This is a genomic window from Salipiger sp. (assembly GCF_059781815.1).
On record NZ_JBYNAH010000105.1, the window covers coordinates 1 to 16,518 of the forward strand.

Below are 16,518 nucleotides of genomic sequence, written 5' to 3' on the forward strand. Positions count from 1 at the left end.
GCGCGGAATCAAGGCCGCAGGCCGCCGCGCCATCGCCGGCCCGCCCGGACGGGCTGGCGATTTGGTGACGTCAGTGCCGCGTGTTGAGGTCTTTCGGATTTGGCAGGGATAAATCGAGAGGCTCTTCTGTCGGATCGCCATCCCGCGTGCCGTCGATGGCGCGGCGGCGCCTCTGGCGTCGGGCACTTGAAAAGGTCTCGCTGATCAGTCAGGTCAGCAGGGAGGCAAATACCGCCGCCCCCTAAGCCCTCAATACCCGCGCCATATCCAGCCGCCGCCGAAGATCCGGCTGCTCTCGGGATCGTAGAACACGCAGGCCTGACCCGGCGAGATGCCTTCCTCGGCGACCACCAGCTCGACCTCGGCCTCGGTCTCCGAGATCGGCCGCACGATGGCCTCGCGCGGCGGCCGCGTCGAGCGCACCTTGACCGAGAGATGCCATTCCTCGCGCGAGGTGAAGGGCTCATCCCCGAGCCAATTGATCTCGCGCACCGGCACCTTGCGGGTCGCCAGCATCTCCTTGGGGCCGACGATGACCCGCTTGGTGTCGACGTCGAGCTTGACCACGTAGAGCGGCTCGCTCAGCCCGCCGATGCCAAGACCCCGGCGCTGGCCGATGGTGTAGTGGATCACCCCGCGATGCTCACCGAGCACCCGGCCATCGGCGTGCACGATCTCGCCCGGCTCCGCCGCACCGGGGCGCAACTTCTCGATCACGCTGGCATAGTTGCCGTCGGGCACGAAGCAGATGTCTTGGCTGTCGGGCTTGTCGGCCACGCTCAGCCCGTATTTCGCCGCCAGCGCCCGGGTCTCGGCCTTGCTCTTGAGATGCCCCAGCGGGAAACGCAGGTAATCGAGCTGTTCGGGCGTGGTCGAGAACAGGAAATAGCTCTGGTCGCGATTGGCATCGGCGGCGGAATGCAGCTCCGGCCCGTGCGCCCCCACCATGCGCTGGATATAATGCCCGGTCGCCATGCAATCGGCGTCGAGATCCTTGGCGGTCTCGAGAAGATCCTTGAACTTCACCCGCTCGTTGCAGCGGATGCAGGGCACCGGCGTGGCGCCGCCGAGATAGCTCTCAGCGAACTCGTCGATCACCGCGTCGCGGAAGATGTTCTCGTAATCCAGCACGTAATGCGGAAAGCCCATTTGCTCGGCCACCCGGCGGGCATCGTGGATGTCGATGCCGGCGCAGCAGGCGCCCTTCTTGGCCAGCGCCGCACCGTGATCGTAAAGCTGCAGCGTCACGCCCACCACGTCATAGCCTTCCTCGGCCAGCATCGCCGCCACCACCGAGCTGTCGACGCCGCCCGACATCGCCACAACCACGCGCGTCTCCGACGGCGGCTTGGGCAGGCCGAGCGAATTGAGGGTCGGGGCATCGAGGGGCATGGCGGTCTCCTGGGAACAGGTCGCGAATATAGGAAAATGCTTTGCACTCTCAAGGGGCGGTTTTTAGACCGCGTTAAATCCGCCGCGCTCAAATACCACCAGCCGGACCGGGCGAAACCGAACCGCCGGGTCAGAAACGGGACAGAGCGGGACAGAAACCGGATGTACCTCAAGAAGATCAAAGGCCCGCGCGCGGTGACCCTCCCGGATGGCACCATCATGACCCGCGCCGATCTCCCCCCGGCCGAGACCCGGCGCTGGGTGGCGTCGCGCAAGGCGGCGGTCGTCAAGGCGGTAAGATACGGGCTTCTCTCGGAAAATCAGGCTATGGAGCGGTACGGCCTCAGCGCCGAGGAGCTGGGCGAATGGGTGCGCGCGGTGGCGCATCACGGTGAGGAGGCGCTGAAAGCCACGCTGGTGCAGCGCTTTCGCGCGCCCGGGGCCGAGCCGTCCGAGTCCTGACAGCGACGCGCTGAAAAGCGGCAACCCCCGATTGAAATGAAAATTCGGATGTCTACAGTAAAGAAGCGTTAACTTCTTTGCCTCAGGGTCGGACCGACAGGACAGAAACAGCGGAGCCCTTCAATGCGAATCCTCCTGGTGGAAGACGATCCGACGACCTCCAAGAGCATCGAGCTGATGCTGACCCATGCCAATCTCAACGTCTACGCCACCGATCTCGCCGAAGAAGGGATCGATCTGGCCAAGCTCTACGATTACGATCTGATCCTGCTCGACCTCAACCTGCCCGATATCGACGGGCACGAGGTGCTGCGCCAGCTGCGCATGTCGCGGATCAACACGCCGATCCTGATCCTCTCGGGGGCCGACGATACCGAAAGCAAGATCAAGGGATTCGGCTTCGGTGCCGACGATTACCTCACCAAGCCGTTCCACCGCGACGAGCTGGTGGCGCGCATCCACGCCATCATCCGCCGCTCCAAGGGGCATTCGCAATCGGTGATCCGCACCGGCAAGATCTCGGTCAATCTCGACGCCAAGACGGTCGAGGTCGGCGGCAAGTCGGTGCATCTCACCGGCAAGGAATACCAGATGCTCGAACTGCTCTCGCTTCGGAAGGGCACGACGCTGACCAAGGAGATGTTCCTCAAGCATCTCTATTGACTGCTAAGGTATTGAAAATAATGGATGCGTTTGCTGCGTTTCAACGCTGTTTCAATGTTCGCGTTTCGTATTCGTTCTGTCCGTGCGCGCCTTCTGCGCCTCCGTCGCCCGGATCTTCTGCACGGCGGCACCGGCATAGCGGCGGATCATGGCAGCATCGGCATGGCCGGTGATCGCCTGAATATGGTCGCGGGTCATGCCCGGGATAGCGGCGATCTCGGAGGCCGCGGCGTAGCGCAGCGCATGAATGTCGTATTCATCCGCGCCGATCTTCTTTCGCACCGCCATCACCTCCTTGTGGGCAAGCTGATAGCTGATCTTGGTGCCGTTCTCATGGCAGATGATGAACAGGCCGCGCCGCTTCTGAGACGCCAGCACGGCGCGCAGGCGGTCTGTCAGAGGGATGTAGAGTTCGGTCTTGGTCTTGCCTTGCGTGAGCGTGAAGCCGTCGCCGTCGATATCTGACCATCGCAGAGACAGCACGTCATTGATGCGCTGCCCGGTGCCGAGCAGCATCTCGAAGATGAGCAGCGTTCGGCCATCGGCTTCGTCCCGAAATGCGTCGATCAGATCGACCGGCCACGGCTTCCGCTTCCGTCCTGTCGCTTTCAGGCGCTCGACGCCGTGCGCCGGGTTTCGGTCAATCCATCCGATCTGGATCGCGTAGTTCAGCAGCGCCACCAGGGTGTCGATCTTCCGGTTCGCGTCGGTCGGCTTGTCTGCCAAGGCGTCCCGCATCTCATAAACATGGACGGTGCGCAGCTTGGCCGGGTCGATGTTCCCGGCGGTCTCGCGAAGGTAGCGCATGTGTCTCTCGTATCCGCGCCGCGTGTTGTGCGCGTAGTTGGCCCACTTCGGGGAACGCATGAATAACTCGATGAGCTTGCCGATGTTGCGCTTCGGCGTGACTGATCGACCGCGCATCAGCATCGCATAGTCGGCGGCGAACTCTGCCGTTCCTGGCTCACTTTGGATGCGCTGGCAGACGCCGGCGCGGATGAAATAGAGATAGCCGCGCTTCCCCTTGGCATAGACGTAGGCTGGCAGGTCTCTTTTCACTTTCGGCTCCAGTCCACGAGGTCAGGTTCAGCGCTTTCACGCGATGGCGGGGTGACTTCGATCGTGCCATCTGAGCCTATCTTGACCGCGCAGCCCAGCCCGGTCCACTCGGCCACGGCCTTGCGAAGTTCTGCGCCCTTGAGCGGCTGTTGTGCGGTGTTCGCGGCGGCTGGCATCAGTCACGGTCCGCCTGCGGTCCTGATCTGTGCGTCATGCTGCCATCTCCTGCGTCATTGCGTATGAGCCCCACTGATCAGCGGCTGCCGACATCATGCCGGGGAAAGACCGGCTCCGAAGCCTCGCGCGCTCCGGACCAGGGGGCATGCGGTGAACCTTGTTCCATTGTTTCCACTCTTCTGAGCCGCGCTCTGGCTCCGGCAGGCGGTCTGTCTCGACAAGCTCTGGCAACCCTCGCAGATACCAGCCAGTGCCTTTGTATGCGGGCTCACCGAACCAGAATGGCTGCACCATCTGGGGGCGTGGTAAATCCGGCGGCATCCGGTCCCTCGCGAGGTCGTTCATCTCTGGGTTTTCGATGGCAACTCGAGGGATCGGCGCCGACCAGCACGAGGTGAAGACGCTCACACCTTCCTCGAACTCGGTCCGCATGTCGGCCAACGTCCGGCCTTGCGGGAGCTGCTTCGGCTGTGTCCATTTCCCGGGGCCAGACATCCAGCGCCGGCCCGATCGGCAAAGCCGGGTGCAGGGCGGATGCATCACCGCAAGCAGATCCCAACCCTCCTGCAGGATACCGTCGCGAATGTCGCAGCGGATATGCCTGTTGCTGCCATCCTCGGCTGCCTCGATGTCGCAGGACCAAACATCATGGCCAAGGGCAGAGAAGGCGCGCCTGGCGATGCCGCTGGTCTCGCATCCGATCAGCACGCGCAGGCTCATCCCAACACCTCCGCAGCCCAGCGGATGAGATCCCCGCTGGCGTAGAATGCCCAGATGCCAACGAGCAGGGTGAACATGCCGAGGATCACCGCGAGCCCGGCGCCGAACCAGAAGCCCGGATCGACCCGCGGTGCTTCGTCCATGCGCGCCTTCAGGCGGTCGCCGCTCTGGAAGGTGGTGAGCGCCTCGGCGGTGCGGGGCCCGTTTGGGTTCGCGATTGGCGGGAGGCGGTGGACGTTGCTCATGCGGGCTGCTCCTCGCACACCTCGGGCGCCTTGTCCTCATTCTGCGTCTGCGCGCCGAACGGGTCATCGTCGTCCGCCGCGGCTGCGCTGTCCGCTTCCTGCGCGAGCCGCTGGCATTCCTCGAGGATCGTCCGCAGGAGCTCGCGATGTTCCTTGCCGCTGTCGCTGTTCCAGAAGACGCGGAAGGGCTCGGTTCCCTTACGAGCCTCAGCGCGAGCGTGGTCGAGGATCTCCTTCTGTGCCTGCGCATCGCCCTGACCCTTCGCCCACTCAGCCATGGCGCGGCCAGTCTCCACACCCACCGGGCGCCGCGGATCGAGGAGCCCCTTGAATTGGTCGGCGACCTTGATCTGGTGGACGGGGCAGCCGGGCGCGACCGGGTCGAGGATGACCATGGTGGTCATTTCGAACATCAGATCGCCATCCGCTGCGGGATCCCAAGGCACATCCGCGCGGCGGGTCTTGGTCTTGCGGGCGTTCTTACCGGTCTTGAAATCCTGCATCACCGGCTTGGCGCGGGTGCAGATGATGATGTTGGTCTTGGCGCGCACGATGCGGTCGATCAGGCGGCGATAGCGAGGCTTCACCTCGGCCCAGGCGAGCTGCGAGCGTGCGTCCTTCTTGCTGTCGTCGCCGCGCGTCAGGCGGTCCAGCGTGGTCGCGTGAAGGTCAAGGACGCCGCCGACGCCTTCCCATGCATGGCTGAAGCTGTCGAGGATCACGACCGGAAGGCCGGCGTCCTCGGCTGCGTCGATGACCTCAATCCAACGCTCCGGGCCGAACCCGACAACGTTTCCGGCCTCATCGACCGCCTGAAAGTCGAAGTGCATCATCTCGGGGAAGGTCTGCTTATAGTGCAGCGCCCGGCGGTTCTCCGTGTCGACGTAGCCGATCGGCGCCCCGGGGCGTCCGGTGACGGTTTCCGCGATGCCGCGGGCCATCAGGAGCGCGGAATAGGTCTTGCCGGTGCCGGAGCCCCCGGAAAGTCCGATGGACAGGGTGAGCGGATCGTTGATCTGGGTGACGGGGATGAAGCGGATCATGCCCATGGGAAGTCCTCCTTATTCGGCTGCGAAGTTGGTGGGGGCTTGCCAGCGGCGAGCCTGATCGAGCACATCGTGCCCGTACTCACGCCGGTACTCGCCTTCGGCGCTCTCGCGCTCGAGCCAGCGCTCGTGGAACCAAGCCGGGAGATCGACCATGTGGACGCCTGTCGGGTAGCCGGGCCAGTGGCCTGACGCGATGCAGTTGGCCCAGATCTCACGGGCGCGGCGGATCTTCTTGCGTGCCATGTCCAGCGCGTCTGGATGAAGCTCCACGAGGCAGACCTCGAACGGGGCTTCCTTCTCTTGGAAGATGAAGCGGAAGCGGCGAGCTTGGCCGGTCGCAGCCTTGAGCGTGTCGAGGTAGTGCGCGGCCTGAACGTCATATCCGTAGTTCATGACGGCCCGCATGCAGTGATCAGGGCTGGCGTCGGTCGTGGTCTTGAAGTCGTAGCTCGGCTCGACCTCCGCCTCCGGGCAGTTGTCGAAACGAGCTCGCACCGGGCAGCCGGCAATCTCAGCAATGGCCGTAGCTTCGGAGAACGCCGGATCCAGATCGATATCCATCTCTGTGAGGCGGGCATGCACTCGGTCGCGCATCTCGCCAATCTGGGCGACCTCGTCCGCCTTGAGCGGGGTGAGGCCGGACTCTCGCGCTTCCGCGATCCATTCCTTCGCCGCCTTCGTGCTGGCCGCCCCGTTGCTGCTGAGCAGCTCGGGCGGGATCGCGACATAGTCGCTGCCGGCGCCGAGGACTGCGCGGTGCGCCGCCCGCCCGATGTCGAAGGTCTTGCTGTCCTTTGCCTCCCAGTTCGGGTTGAGCCGCGGGTGTGAGGTCCAGGCGTGGAGAGGGGACCGGTCCAGGATCAGCCGGGCAAGCGTCGAGGACAGGCTCGGACGCTCGGACGGGTCGCCGTGATAGGCCTCATCGGTGATGCCGAAATGGAGGCCGTGGGGCAGGGGGGCGTTCATGCTGCTGCCCTCTTGGCGATATGGCCGCGCGCCCATGCGATGGCGGCGGCGTTGCGTTGGTGGTGGTTGGTGATCAGTACAGCCTCAAGAGGGCGGACAGCGCAGAAGCGCTTCCAGAGCTCCGCCTCGGCGGCCGCGTTGCTGTTCTCGGCCCCGTCGAGGACGATGGAGAGGGGAACTGCCATCACATGGCCCCCATTTTGATCGCCTGAGCGGCGGTCTGGATCGCGTGGAAAAGCCAGGCGGCGAAGATGCAGGCGGCGGCGAGCAGGAGCCAATCGAGGAGGGGCATCAAGGCGCGGATCACGACCTCACCGGCTCGCTGGAGGTCGTCCATGCGTCCATGCACTCGGCGCAGCAGAAGCGGCGCTCGGTGTCGGCGTTCGACGCGGTGAATTCGTCGGAGCTGACCGGACCCTCGCACCAGTCGCAGGCGTCCGCCTCGTGAGCGCAGGTGAGGCAGACATTTCCGCCGCTGTCCTCGACAAGCTGAGCAACCCAGCCGTCCTTGAACAGCGCCGCGCGGGCCATGTCCTCGATATCGAGCGGGTAGTCGCCGCAGCGCGAGCAGCCGCAGGGCGTGAAGCTCACCGGGCGCTTGCCCTCGTGGTAGCTGATGTTCGGATCGTGCTTCATGTCAGTCTCCCATCTCTGCCCGCGATCGGCTCAAGGCGTCGTCGGCGGGCGGTGTGGGGATATTGTGCGCATAGTGCGCACACATTGCAATCGCAAAATGCGCACATTTGGTGTTTTGTGCGTACGTTTGCCAGAATCGGACTGCCAGAAGGGCCGCTAGCGCAATGTTGTCCGCGATACTGAGGCACAGGCGGGGCGAAGAGTTTCTTCCCAGATGTGTTACGCGTCAGCTAGGAAAGTGCAGGATGGGCAACGTGTGAGAATGCAGGCGCTCTCGCTGAAAGCTGCGAGGGTATTGCTCTGTCAAATGTCGTCCGTGCAGTGATTGCAGTCGTAGCCTGCGCGGGTGATTTGGAAAGCGGTGTTCGGCAGCGATGCGCAGAGAGCGGACCCGAGCATCTGCAACAGTACCGGTCGCCAGACATACGTAGCGGAGAATCGAGTTGGCGATAAGGTCAGTCGCCAAGCCCAAGGGGGCGCCGCTCTGTATGCCTCTCTGAACACGCAGGACAGCGCCTATGCTACGCTTGCCCATCGTACCGTAGCGATGTGTCGATTGTCGGCGCCGAGGAGCGCGGCAAGTGCAACTGGCATCATCGCATAAAACAGGAACGCTCGGGAAAACCTACAAGCACCCGTCAGGATTGAAGTGCTTCGTCAGAATTTCTCGGACTTTGCGACTAGCTCGACAAGGCGGACACTTTCTATGCTTTTGGCTGAGAGGTGGGCGAAAATCGATCGAGTCTAGCTACCGGCAAGAATTCAAAGGGAAATTTTTACGCACGATTTGTGGGTCAGGACAAAGCGACGACCCGCGGCCGATGAAATTCAAGAAAGTTATTCGTTCCCATGCACCGCTTGAGTAGTCTTCGGGAGAATCAGCTATGAGTTTCAGACACTTCTGGCGCGGAAAGCCGATCAACAGAAACCTGCCATGCGCCTCTTGGCCCGCACATCAAATGGACTTTGAATATTTATGAAAAGAACTTACTTTACCGGTCAGACTATTATCCCAGGAAATTTTGAAGATCCGTATGCCCTCTGGGCCTTTGATCCAGAAACCTTGAGTTTTTCCCGAGTCACCGAAAGCGCTGGCCTGTCCAACTCACTCGGCTACATAGGCGACGATCTCTATTTTATCCGTCAGTACTCGGTTAATGACAGCTACTACGATGACGGTGCAACGCTAACTCGCCTCGACGCTGAAACCGGAGAAGTGAGTGACATCTTCTCGGGCGAGATTGCTCGTCAGCAATTTAACGAACCGCTATTTGTCGGTGACCGTATCTTCGTCGAGAGGTTTCAAGACCTAAGGGATGACTATGGTCGGCCAACCACTCACCCAGAAAACGGTATCTGGGTGATTGATGGTACGATCGACGGTACATATCAAGTACCGGCGTTGCAATACGAAGCACCTGAGAATGATAGCTCCGAAGACATTCCTCTCTCACTGTATGGGGACTACGCGATGCCCTTCCTTGATGGAGCGGTATTCTGGGGCGTGTCAGGATCATTTTTCGGTATCAATGGGGTTTGGTATACGGATGGTACGCTCGAAGGAACCATCCCCCTAACGGGTGACGTCACTATTATGTCTACGGGGGCAATGTCTCGAGGAGGGGATGCGTCGCAGCCCTACATCCAACTGGATGGCCCGTCTGGGCCTAAAGCGCTCTTTGTGGCGGAGACGGAAGAATACGGGAATGAAATCTGGGTAACGGATGGCACTGCGGAAGGCACCCATGTGATTGACCTCGCACCTGGCGCGGACTCGGGCGTAGGGCTACAACCGCTCGCACCTTTCGGCGATCAGGCTGTTTTCATCGGAGGAACGCGTGAAACAGGCTACGAGCTATACATCACCGACGGCACGGCAGAGGGTACCCGGTTGCTCTACGAGGCTGTTCCCGGTCCTGTGGCTCCCAGCGGAAATGATGCAAATTTTGGCGACTCTCGCGTTTTCGGAGATACCCTCGTCTTCTCGTGGGGAGACACATACTGGCAAACCGATGGCACAACCGAGGGTACGCGAAAAATCTTCGAGGACAGTTACCTCGAAGCGATCGGCGCTGAGTTCCGCCTCGACTTTCCCGATTACGCAAGTTCTCTTTTCCTGACCGATCTGGAAATAGGCGAGGGGCTTTTACCAGGAGGGTTTTACGGCGCGCTCGAGGTCGGCGGTCGGGTCTACTTTACAGACATCGTGGGTTTCGCGTTCGATAACAGTTGGCACTTGTTTGTCTCGGACGGGACCGCAGAGGGCACGGTTAAGCTTTCTCCAGGAATGCACAATGAGGGCGGTGACGGCCAGTCGACCGTGCTCGCGGCCTACGGGGATCATGTCCTGTTCATGATGTCGAACGGGGACGATGATCGCTTCTATGCAACCAATGGTACGGTTGAGGGCACGTTCGAACTCGATATGGGATTGCCCGATGGTGTCACCTTCAACGCGCGCGACAGGAACGACGGCGACCTCTTCTTCTGGGAGCCTGACGGCTTTCTTGTTTTCGACGATGCGCCCGTCTCACCTGGAAATGACGGCATCCGGATGACATCCGGCGGAACGCTGGAGGCGGGCGCTGGCGACGACCGGATCGAGGGCTCTGCTGAGGATGATACGATCACTGGCGGAATTGGCGAGGACAGCCTGGATGGCGGTGCTGGAACCGATACCGCAGTCTTTGCCTTTGCACACAGTGATGCGGAGATCGAAGTCGATGGCGACAAGGTCCTCGTTCATCACGAAGGCGAGACGGATGAGCTCGAAAATTTCGAAATCTTTGTTTTTTCCGACACGACACGCTCTGTAGGCACACTGCTCGATGTTGTGACGATCAACCACGCGCCGACAGGAGAAGTCTCGATTTCCGGCACAGCCGAACAGGGCGAGACGTTGTCCGTGAACACCGCTTCGCTCGCCGATGCCGACGGTCTGGGCGAGCTCAGCTACCAGTGGACCCGTGACGGCGCCCCTATCTCAGGCGCAATCAGTTCGTCCTACATGCTCAGTCGGGATGACGTCGGCTCCGAGATTGCCGTCGCCGTCTCCTACACCGACGGATTCGGCACCAACGAGAGCGTCACCAGCGCGGCTCAAGTGGCAGTCAGTCCCTTTGCGACAGAAGCCGATGACTTCCTCGTCGGCACGTCCAAAGACGACGACATTGCAGGTCGCGCAGGCGCCGACACGATCATAGGAGAAGAAGGTGACGACCTGCTAATCGGCGGCGATGTAGCGGATGTCTCGACAGAGATTGGGGCCCGGATCTTCCGGGTCTATCAAGCGACGCTCGACCGTGCGCCCGACAGCACCGGTTACGGCAACTGGAGCGACCGACTCGACAGCGGCGAGACGAGCCTGCTCGAGGTGATCGAAGGCTTCGTCAATAGCCCTGAATTCCAGGCAACCTACGGCACGCTCGACAACACCGCCTTCGTCAGCCTGCTCTATCAGAACGTGCTCGGGCGGGCGCCTGATGCGACCGGGCTTGGCAATTGGGTCGACCGCCTCGAGGACGGCATGTCGCGCGCCGAGGTGGTGCGCGGCTTCTCCGAGAGCGGCGAGTTCAAGACCAACACCAACGATGCCGCCAGCGCCTATGTCGCGGCCGAGACGAACATCGCCGACAAGCTCGACGACGTCTTCCGTCTCTATCAGGCGACGCTCGACCGTGCGCCGGATCTGACCGGGCTCGAGAACTGGGCGACCCGACTTGAGACGGGCACCGCCTACGTGACGGTCGCCAACGGTTTCGTCGCCTCGCCCGAGTTCCAGAGCACCTATGGCGCGCTCGACAACGAGGCCTTTGTCACGCAGCTCTACCAGAACGTGCTGGGCCGCGCGCCGGATGCCACCGGACTCTCGAACTGGACGCAGCGGCTCGAGGACGGCATGAGCCGCGCCGCGGTGGTTCAGGGCTTCGCGCAGGCACCGGAATTTGTCGCCAATACCGAAGACGCCTTCATGACCTTCATGCGGTCGGTCGAGGGCGACACCTTCGATGGCGGCGCGGGAGACGACCTTCAGCTTGGCAGCTTCCGGGCGGACCACTTCGTGTTCGACGCGGAGGACGCCGGGCGGGACCGGGTCCTGCAGATGGATCCGTGGGATACGATCGAGCTCACCGGCTTCGGCTATCAGAGCCGCAGCGAGGCGCTCGCGCAGTTCTCGGAGGTCGGCCGCGACACGGTCTTCGCCGACGGCGCCGTGAGCGTGGTCTTCGCGAACAGCACGCTCGAGAGCTTCGACGACGTCACGTTCCTTCTCTGAGAAGGCGCAGGCATATCAAGGCAGAGCCCGACCTTCGGGCTCTGCGCCCCCAAGGTCCAAGGCTGCAACCGGACCGAAGGGCACAAGTGTGTGACGGGCTAGCGCCGACTGCTGGATCTTTCTAAGAGCTCGAGCTCAGACCCGTGCGTGGCCGCCTGTTGCGGAGCGCTTTGAGGCGATCTACCGGATCGAGGCTGGAAATGCGCGGCGATTTAGCTTGTGTCCCGTGCCGTTCGCCAGATTGACGGCAGCTTTGGGCTGCCACCAGTCAAACGCGTCAGGAACAGAAATGTAGTCTAGGGACAGCCACTCTGGGTTCGAAGTATGATAGAGCCGGTGCTTCGTGCGCGGCGAAACATCCGACAAGCGGCTTGCTGGGGAAGCGCTTGAGTTCTTCGCTTCAGATCGGGTTGGGCGGCTCGTAGCGGTTATTCAGACCTTTCGCCCGTACCAGAGAACCTTTCCCACAGCCTCGATCTCATCGACCGGCATTAGCATGGGCGGGTACAGATCCTTGTTGTCCGAAATGATCGTGACATGACCCTTCTTCGGTGCTCTGCCCACGCGTTTCACATGCAGGGCATCGTCGAAACGCAGAACAAACAAGCCATCATAGCTTAGGTTCGTCTTGGTGGCGTCGAGCAGAACGATATCGTCATCGAGCAGGGTGGGCTCCATACTCTCGCCCTTCACGGAGATGATGGCGAGATTGCCTGGCGAGCTGCTGGTGAGGCGCTTCAAATATGTCGGAGGGAATGCGAGGCTGTAGACTTCTGGCTCGGCATGGTTGACCGCGCCGCCTCCGGCGCTCGCGTGAACATCGAAGACCGGGACGAGAGCGGAGCCGTTCGGGGCTATCTGCTCGTCATCAACCCGAGAGAGCTCGGCCTGTGGCTTTCCTTCGGCAGGCATCCCTGGCTGTGCGAGTGCTAACACATCATTCCTCGGAATCCCTGCTGCTTCGTAGGCATCAGCAAGAGCCACTGCTATCTTCATCGGAAGATACGGGTCTTTGATCCGCTGCTCATAATGAGCATAGCCGGAAGGGCTCATCCCAAGAAGGTTGGCCGCCGCTCGGACTGATAGGCCGGCCCGCTCTCGCAGGGCTTTGACCTCATCTCGCAATTCTTCACCAGTTCGCATGTCCGCACTTTGAGCACAGACAGGGCGCGCTGTCTGTCCGCAAAATGCGGTTGATTCTCTGTGGAAATGTGCGCATGGTGCGGACATGAGCTATGTAGATCGCATCGTAGAAGCCTTTGGTGGTGTGCGCCCTATGGCGAAAGCTGCCGGATACCCTGTGTCGACTGTCCAAAGCTGGAAGTCTCGAGGGAGCATCCCAGACGACCGCAAGGCGGCAATCTGGGATGCCGCGAAGGCATCCGGTGTCGGTCTGCTCCCGGAGCACTTCGTACCGTTCGAAACTGACGCCTCTACCGCTGCACAATGACCCAACCGTCCCATGCCTCGAACATGGGCCGCTGCCACGTCCACACCAAGGAAATCGCGTTTCCATGTCCACACGAGCACGAGTGAACGCCGCCATGCAGGCACTTATCGACGGCACCTTCGGCTGCCTCGACAGCGCGGCGGAAACCATCAACGCACGCAATGGAGCGTCGGTGTCGAAAGGCACTCTGAGCAAACGCCTCGCTGGGCAGTACGGCTGGCCGGTTGAGGACGTGCTCGCGCTTGAAGATGCTGCGGGCCGCTACCCGGTGACGAAGATGCTGATGCGCCGGATGGACGTCAAGAAGAGCACCGCCGCGGCGAGCCTCTACGAGGCGTCTGGTGTCGCCTCGAAGGAGGTCGGTGAAGCTATCAGCGCAACGCTCTCTGCGGCGCAGTCCGCCGACGAAGGAGATCTGGCCACTGCACTGCAGGAGGCTTCCGAAGGCGAGGCTGCCATGCGTCGGCTGCGGGAGGCCCTAGAGGCGCAAACTAAAATGACAGGCGCCGTTTCACTCCGGGGTAGGGTGCTATGAATGACTACGAACAGAAAACCGGCGGGCACTGCTCCGCCGGTCAGCGCGGCGGGGCTTTCTTCGCCTCCCATAGCCCTGCCGCGCGACAGAATGCCCTCGTCACACTCACGGAACCAGGGCTGCGCGCGGTGGTAGTTTCCCCCGACTTGCCTACCGCGCGCCAATTATCCACGGCCCCCGTCTGTTCGCGCGCTAACTGCGCGTCCGGCTGATGGGGGCTGCATCACGCAACAAGGGTGCCGCTTTCGAGCGCGCGATTGCCAAAGCGCTGACGCTCGAGCTTGGCTTCAGTTTCCGCCGGGACCTGCGCCAATATCAGCAGGGCGAGCGTGGAGACCTGATCGCGGACAACGAGGCCTTTCCGTTCCTGATCGAGTGCAAGGCCCACAAGGCGGGGACCGACTGCCGTCCGGCGTGGGAGGCCCAAGCTCGTAAGGCCGCTGAGGGAACCGGGCTCTACCCGGTCGTGATCTGGAAATTCGACCTGCACCCGGTCAAGTGCCGGGTCGGGATAGCTGCGATCGCGGAGGCGCACGGCGCCACGGGCGTCACCCACGAGACCTGCGATGTCACGCTGGAGGGTCTCGCCTACCTCGCGCGAGAGATCATGGCGCGCCGCGCTGAGCGCGAACTGTGGAAGGTGGCTGCAGGAGGCACGCAGTGATGCACCCGACGCTCATCCGGATAGCTGCCCTAGACGCCGCAGAGCTGCGCGGCTGGTGGCTGGCAATCTGTGTCTGGAAGATCAGGCCTCAGCACGCCGGTGAGCGCGCCATGCTGCTGGACCGGGCAAAGGCGCTCGGGCTGGAGGTGGGCGCATGAACGCCACCTCGAAGAAGCCGAATAAGCTCGCTGAGTACGCTCGGAAGGAGCACAAGGAGGCCGCGCGCTACTTTGGCGCCGCCTTGGCGCTCGGCAATTGGCGTGGTTGGCGCACGGTCTGCAGCATCTTCCGGCATTCACTGTCCGCGGAGGAACGTGCGGCCATCGCCTGGGCAGCGTTGCGGTCGCTCGACATGGATCAGGCCCGGATCGTCGCGAGCTCTCTTGGACTGGAGGCTCTGCCGGGCGGAGGCGTCCCTGAGACTCCACTTCTCGACCCGGCTTCCGACGCGCGTCTCTGGGCCAGCTACGCGACGGACGACGAGCTCGACGCCTATGCGGTGACCGCGATCCGTTCAATGTCTCCGGGCCGCCGGGCCGAGCTGATCGAATTTCTGAACAAGAAGGCCCGCGATGAGACGTGAATTCGATGATTTCTGGGCCGAAGCCGCGGGAACGGAGGAGCAGAGCCGATCGGACCTGGACGACATGCCTCCGGTGCCTCCACCAGAAGCCTACGCTGACGAGTTCCAGGGAGAAGAGTTCCGGGAGATGACCGACGCCGAGAAGGTGGAGGTGCCTGCCTTCAATTTTGAGCCGTGGGGTATCCGCGATCTGTCAGCCATCCCGGCACCTGTATTCGTCTACAGCGATTTCTACGCTCGCGGATACACGTCCGTGACATTCGCCCCTCCTAAGGTCGGAAAGTCCATGCTCGGTCTCGCCGAAGCTGTCGATATGGCGTGCGGTCGAGGATTCCTAAGCGGCCGGTCTCAGCCGCGCCGCAAGGTCCTCTACTACAACGCAGAGGACGACATGTCGGTGATTGAGGCCCGGACGGCGGCCCTCCTGCAGCAGTACGGGGTCGAGCAGACGGAGATCTCCGATACCTTCTTCCCGGTCTCGGGCGTCACGGCCGAGGGCTTCTACATGGTCATGGGCCAGGAGGGTGTGGTCAACGAGCGCCTCTTCATTGGACTTGAGAAATTCATCCAGACGCACGGCATCGACGCTCTCATATTCGACCCGCTGCAGGATCTATCCACCAGCCCGGAGACGAACGAGGTGTTCCGCATCCTCGGACAACGCCTCAGGCGCCTCGCTTCCGCCTTCCAGGTCGCAATCGGTCTCATCCACCACACCCGCAAGATTGCGCCCGGAGCACAGGCCTCGATCGATGACGGTCGCGGCGGCAGTGCGCTCCGAGGCACCTCCCGATTCAACCGCCTGCTCATCAGTATGACCGAGGACGAGGCGGTGAAGGCTGGTCTCGACAATCACCGCCACTTCATGCGGATCAGCGACGTCGAGAGCAACCTTGCGCCGCCCTCCAGCGATGTGAACCGCTGGTTCCAGAAGACCTCCGTCGAGATCCCGAACGGGCACCATGTCGGTGTTGTCGTACCGTGGGAGTGGCCGGACGCTTTCGATGGGGTCTCTACCCAGCAGGCCATCGAGTGCCAGAGGGCCGTTTCGGCCTGTGAGACGCCACCCAGGGAGAGCGCTCAGTCGGGCGACTGGGTGGGGCTCATCATCGCCCCCATCCTCGGAATGGACCCCGAGGAGCCCGCGGAAAAGGCAGCGCTGAAGAACATCATCAAACGCTGGCTGAAGGAAGACGTGCTCCGAAAATCGACCATTCCGCGCCCGAAAGATGGCCGCAAAATGCCCGTCATTGTCGCCGGTGAGAACCGGCTTTCGGAGACTTTCGATGGCTAAATCTCCCCACTTTCCCCACCCTTTCCCCACCTCCCACCACAACGTGGGGAAATCCTCCTTTCCCCACTTCCCCACCCCCACCCCTCACCCGGCGGGTGGGGGGTGGGGGTGGGGGGGAAGGATTTCGATGCAGCCGGGGCGATTTCCCCACCCTGATTTTCCCCACCTTGAGAATGGAGCGGGAGCATGACCACCGCCGGCGAAACCGACCGCCTCCTCGGCTACATGCCGATCATCGTTCGCGACGGAGGCGTGACCGATTGGGAGCGCAAGTTCTGCGCCAGCATGATCTTGAGCTGACCCCATCGAGTGGTCCGGGTTAAATGCTAATGCATGGTCGGCCTTCG

At 62.2% G+C, this 16,518-nt stretch carries 18 protein-coding genes and 1 pseudogene; 9 read left to right on the forward strand and 10 right to left on the reverse strand.

What is annotated here, in order from left to right:
- Window positions 1-249 precede the first annotated feature (249 nt).
- Window positions 250-1,392 carry a tRNA 2-thiouridine(34) synthase MnmA gene (gene mnmA / locus AC6RA4_RS13440; protein ID WP_500161087.1) on the reverse strand — a complete coding sequence of 381 codons (1,143 nt, stop codon included), beginning with the start codon at window positions 1,390-1,392 and terminating at the stop codon, window positions 250-252.
- 162 nt (window positions 1,393-1,554) lie between these two features.
- Here mnmA and sciP point away from each other — a divergent pair, with 162 nt between their 5' ends.
- Both sciP and AC6RA4_RS13450 read left to right on the forward strand, forming a co-directional pair.
- Window positions 1,555-1,854 carry a CtrA inhibitor SciP gene (gene sciP / locus AC6RA4_RS13445; RefSeq protein ID WP_500161089.1) on the forward strand — a complete coding sequence of 100 codons (300 nt, stop codon included), beginning with the start codon at window positions 1,555-1,557 and terminating at the stop codon, window positions 1,852-1,854.
- A gap of 123 nt (window positions 1,855-1,977) precedes the next feature.
- A pseudogene (locus AC6RA4_RS13450) lies at window positions 1,978-2,514 on the forward strand (response regulator transcription factor); the annotation flags it as partial.
- A gap of 54 nt (window positions 2,515-2,568) precedes the next feature.
- Here the strand turns inward: AC6RA4_RS13450 and AC6RA4_RS13455 are convergent.
- The 8 genes from AC6RA4_RS13455 to AC6RA4_RS13490 form a co-directional block, all read right to left on the reverse strand.
- Window positions 2,569-3,576 (reverse strand): tyrosine-type recombinase/integrase, encoded by a 1,008-nt coding sequence (locus AC6RA4_RS13455; protein ID WP_500161091.1) that lies wholly within the window; start codon window positions 3,574-3,576, stop codon window positions 2,569-2,571.
- 210 nt (window positions 3,577-3,786) lie between these two features.
- Window positions 3,787-4,473, reverse strand: coding sequence for a hypothetical protein (locus AC6RA4_RS13460; protein ID WP_500161092.1), 687 nt, complete (start codon window positions 4,471-4,473; stop codon window positions 3,787-3,789).
- Entirely contained in the window at window positions 4,470-4,718 is a 249-nt protein-coding gene (locus tag AC6RA4_RS13465; RefSeq protein ID WP_500161094.1) for a hypothetical protein, read from the reverse strand. The genes AC6RA4_RS13460 and AC6RA4_RS13465 overlap by 4 nt, the downstream gene beginning before the upstream one ends.
- On the reverse strand, window positions 4,715-5,767 hold the full coding sequence (locus AC6RA4_RS13470) for an AAA family ATPase (protein ID WP_500161096.1): 1,053 nt from the start codon (window positions 5,765-5,767) through the stop codon (window positions 4,715-4,717). Before AC6RA4_RS13470 ends, AC6RA4_RS13465 begins: the two co-directional genes overlap by 4 nt.
- Before the next feature lie 12 nt (window positions 5,768-5,779).
- Window positions 5,780-6,733 (reverse strand): PD-(D/E)XK nuclease-like domain-containing protein, encoded by a 954-nt coding sequence (locus AC6RA4_RS13475; protein ID WP_500161098.1) that lies wholly within the window; start codon window positions 6,731-6,733, stop codon window positions 5,780-5,782.
- Complete coding sequence (locus tag AC6RA4_RS13480; RefSeq protein WP_500161099.1) at window positions 6,730-6,918, reverse strand: hypothetical protein; 189 nt, start codon at window positions 6,916-6,918, stop codon at window positions 6,730-6,732. The genes AC6RA4_RS13475 and AC6RA4_RS13480 overlap by 4 nt, the downstream gene beginning before the upstream one ends.
- On the reverse strand, window positions 6,918-7,070 hold the full coding sequence (locus AC6RA4_RS13485; RefSeq protein ID WP_500161101.1) for a hypothetical protein: 153 nt from the start codon (window positions 7,068-7,070) through the stop codon (window positions 6,918-6,920). Before AC6RA4_RS13485 ends, AC6RA4_RS13480 begins: the two co-directional genes overlap by 1 nt.
- On the reverse strand, window positions 7,037-7,369 hold the full coding sequence (locus AC6RA4_RS13490; RefSeq protein WP_500161103.1) for a hypothetical protein: 333 nt from the start codon (window positions 7,367-7,369) through the stop codon (window positions 7,037-7,039). The genes AC6RA4_RS13485 and AC6RA4_RS13490 overlap by 34 nt, the downstream gene beginning before the upstream one ends.
- A gap of 976 nt (window positions 7,370-8,345) precedes the next feature.
- Here AC6RA4_RS13490 and AC6RA4_RS13495 point away from each other — a divergent pair.
- A complete protein-coding gene (locus tag AC6RA4_RS13495; RefSeq protein ID WP_500161105.1) occupies window positions 8,346-11,645 on the forward strand; it encodes a DUF4214 domain-containing protein in 3,300 nt (1,099 codons plus the stop codon).
- 432 nt (window positions 11,646-12,077) lie between these two features.
- On the opposite strand, the gene AC6RA4_RS13500 is transcribed toward AC6RA4_RS13495, so the two are convergent.
- On the reverse strand, window positions 12,078-12,788 hold the full coding sequence (locus AC6RA4_RS13500; protein ID WP_500161106.1) for a S24 family peptidase: 711 nt from the start codon (window positions 12,786-12,788) through the stop codon (window positions 12,078-12,080).
- 85 nt (window positions 12,789-12,873) lie between these two features.
- On the opposite strand from AC6RA4_RS13500, the gene AC6RA4_RS13505 reads away from it, so the two are divergent.
- The 6 genes from AC6RA4_RS13505 to AC6RA4_RS13530 all read left to right on the forward strand — a co-directional run bounded on the left by AC6RA4_RS13505 (window position 12,874) and on the right by AC6RA4_RS13530 (window position 16,171).
- On the forward strand, window positions 12,874-13,095 hold the full coding sequence (locus AC6RA4_RS13505) for a carph-isopro domain-containing protein (protein WP_500161108.1): 222 nt from the start codon (window positions 12,874-12,876) through the stop codon (window positions 13,093-13,095).
- A gap of 94 nt (window positions 13,096-13,189) precedes the next feature.
- A complete protein-coding gene (locus AC6RA4_RS13510; RefSeq protein WP_500161110.1) occupies window positions 13,190-13,630 on the forward strand; it encodes a hypothetical protein in 441 nt (146 codons plus the stop codon).
- A 211-nt stretch (window positions 13,631-13,841) separates the two neighbouring features.
- A complete protein-coding gene (locus AC6RA4_RS13515; RefSeq protein WP_500161112.1) occupies window positions 13,842-14,294 on the forward strand; it encodes a putative PDDEXK endonuclease in 453 nt (150 codons plus the stop codon).
- A complete protein-coding gene (locus AC6RA4_RS13520) occupies window positions 14,294-14,452 on the forward strand; it encodes a hypothetical protein (RefSeq protein WP_500161114.1) in 159 nt (52 codons plus the stop codon). The genes AC6RA4_RS13515 and AC6RA4_RS13520 overlap by 1 nt, the downstream gene beginning before the upstream one ends.
- On the forward strand, window positions 14,449-14,877 hold the full coding sequence (locus AC6RA4_RS13525; protein WP_500161115.1) for a hypothetical protein: 429 nt from the start codon (window positions 14,449-14,451) through the stop codon (window positions 14,875-14,877). The genes AC6RA4_RS13520 and AC6RA4_RS13525 overlap by 4 nt, the downstream gene beginning before the upstream one ends.
- Entirely contained in the window at window positions 14,867-16,171 is a 1,305-nt protein-coding gene (locus AC6RA4_RS13530) for an AAA family ATPase (protein ID WP_500161117.1), read from the forward strand. Before AC6RA4_RS13525 ends, AC6RA4_RS13530 begins: the two co-directional genes overlap by 11 nt.
- Window positions 16,172-16,518 lie beyond the last annotated feature (347 nt).

Coding starts and splice junctions, on each gene's coding strand:
- mnmA (WP_500161087.1), bottom strand. CDS start 1,392: ATGCCCCTCGATGCCCCGACCCTCAATTCGCTCGGCCTGCCCAAGCCG.
- sciP (WP_500161089.1), top strand. CDS start 1,555: ATGTACCTCAAGAAGATCAAAGGCCCGCGCGCGGTGACCCTCCCGGAT.
- AC6RA4_RS13460 (WP_500161092.1), bottom strand. CDS start 4,473: ATGAGCCTGCGCGTGCTGATCGGATGCGAGACCAGCGGCATCGCCAGG.
- AC6RA4_RS13465 (WP_500161094.1), bottom strand. CDS start 4,718: ATGAGCAACGTCCACCGCCTCCCGCCAATCGCGAACCCAAACGGGCCC.
- AC6RA4_RS13470 (WP_500161096.1), bottom strand. CDS start 5,767: ATGGGCATGATCCGCTTCATCCCCGTCACCCAGATCAACGATCCGCTC.
- AC6RA4_RS13475 (WP_500161098.1), bottom strand. CDS start 6,733: ATGAACGCCCCCCTGCCCCACGGCCTCCATTTCGGCATCACCGATGAG.
- AC6RA4_RS13480 (WP_500161099.1), bottom strand. CDS start 6,918: ATGGCAGTTCCCCTCTCCATCGTCCTCGACGGGGCCGAGAACAGCAAC.
- AC6RA4_RS13485 (WP_500161101.1), bottom strand. CDS start 7,070: ATGGACGACCTCCAGCGAGCCGGTGAGGTCGTGATCCGCGCCTTGATG.
- AC6RA4_RS13490 (WP_500161103.1), bottom strand. CDS start 7,369: ATGAAGCACGATCCGAACATCAGCTACCACGAGGGCAAGCGCCCGGTG.
- AC6RA4_RS13495 (WP_500161105.1), top strand. CDS start 8,346: ATGAAAAGAACTTACTTTACCGGTCAGACTATTATCCCAGGAAATTTT.
- AC6RA4_RS13500 (WP_500161106.1), bottom strand. CDS start 12,788: ATGCGAACTGGTGAAGAATTGCGAGATGAGGTCAAAGCCCTGCGAGAG.
- AC6RA4_RS13505 (WP_500161108.1), top strand. CDS start 12,874: ATGAGCTATGTAGATCGCATCGTAGAAGCCTTTGGTGGTGTGCGCCCT.
- AC6RA4_RS13510 (WP_500161110.1), top strand. CDS start 13,190: ATGCAGGCACTTATCGACGGCACCTTCGGCTGCCTCGACAGCGCGGCG.
- AC6RA4_RS13515 (WP_500161112.1), top strand. CDS start 13,842: ATGGGGGCTGCATCACGCAACAAGGGTGCCGCTTTCGAGCGCGCGATT.
- AC6RA4_RS13520 (WP_500161114.1), top strand. CDS start 14,294: ATGCACCCGACGCTCATCCGGATAGCTGCCCTAGACGCCGCAGAGCTG.
- AC6RA4_RS13525 (WP_500161115.1), top strand. CDS start 14,449: ATGAACGCCACCTCGAAGAAGCCGAATAAGCTCGCTGAGTACGCTCGG.
- AC6RA4_RS13530 (WP_500161117.1), top strand. CDS start 14,867: ATGAGACGTGAATTCGATGATTTCTGGGCCGAAGCCGCGGGAACGGAG.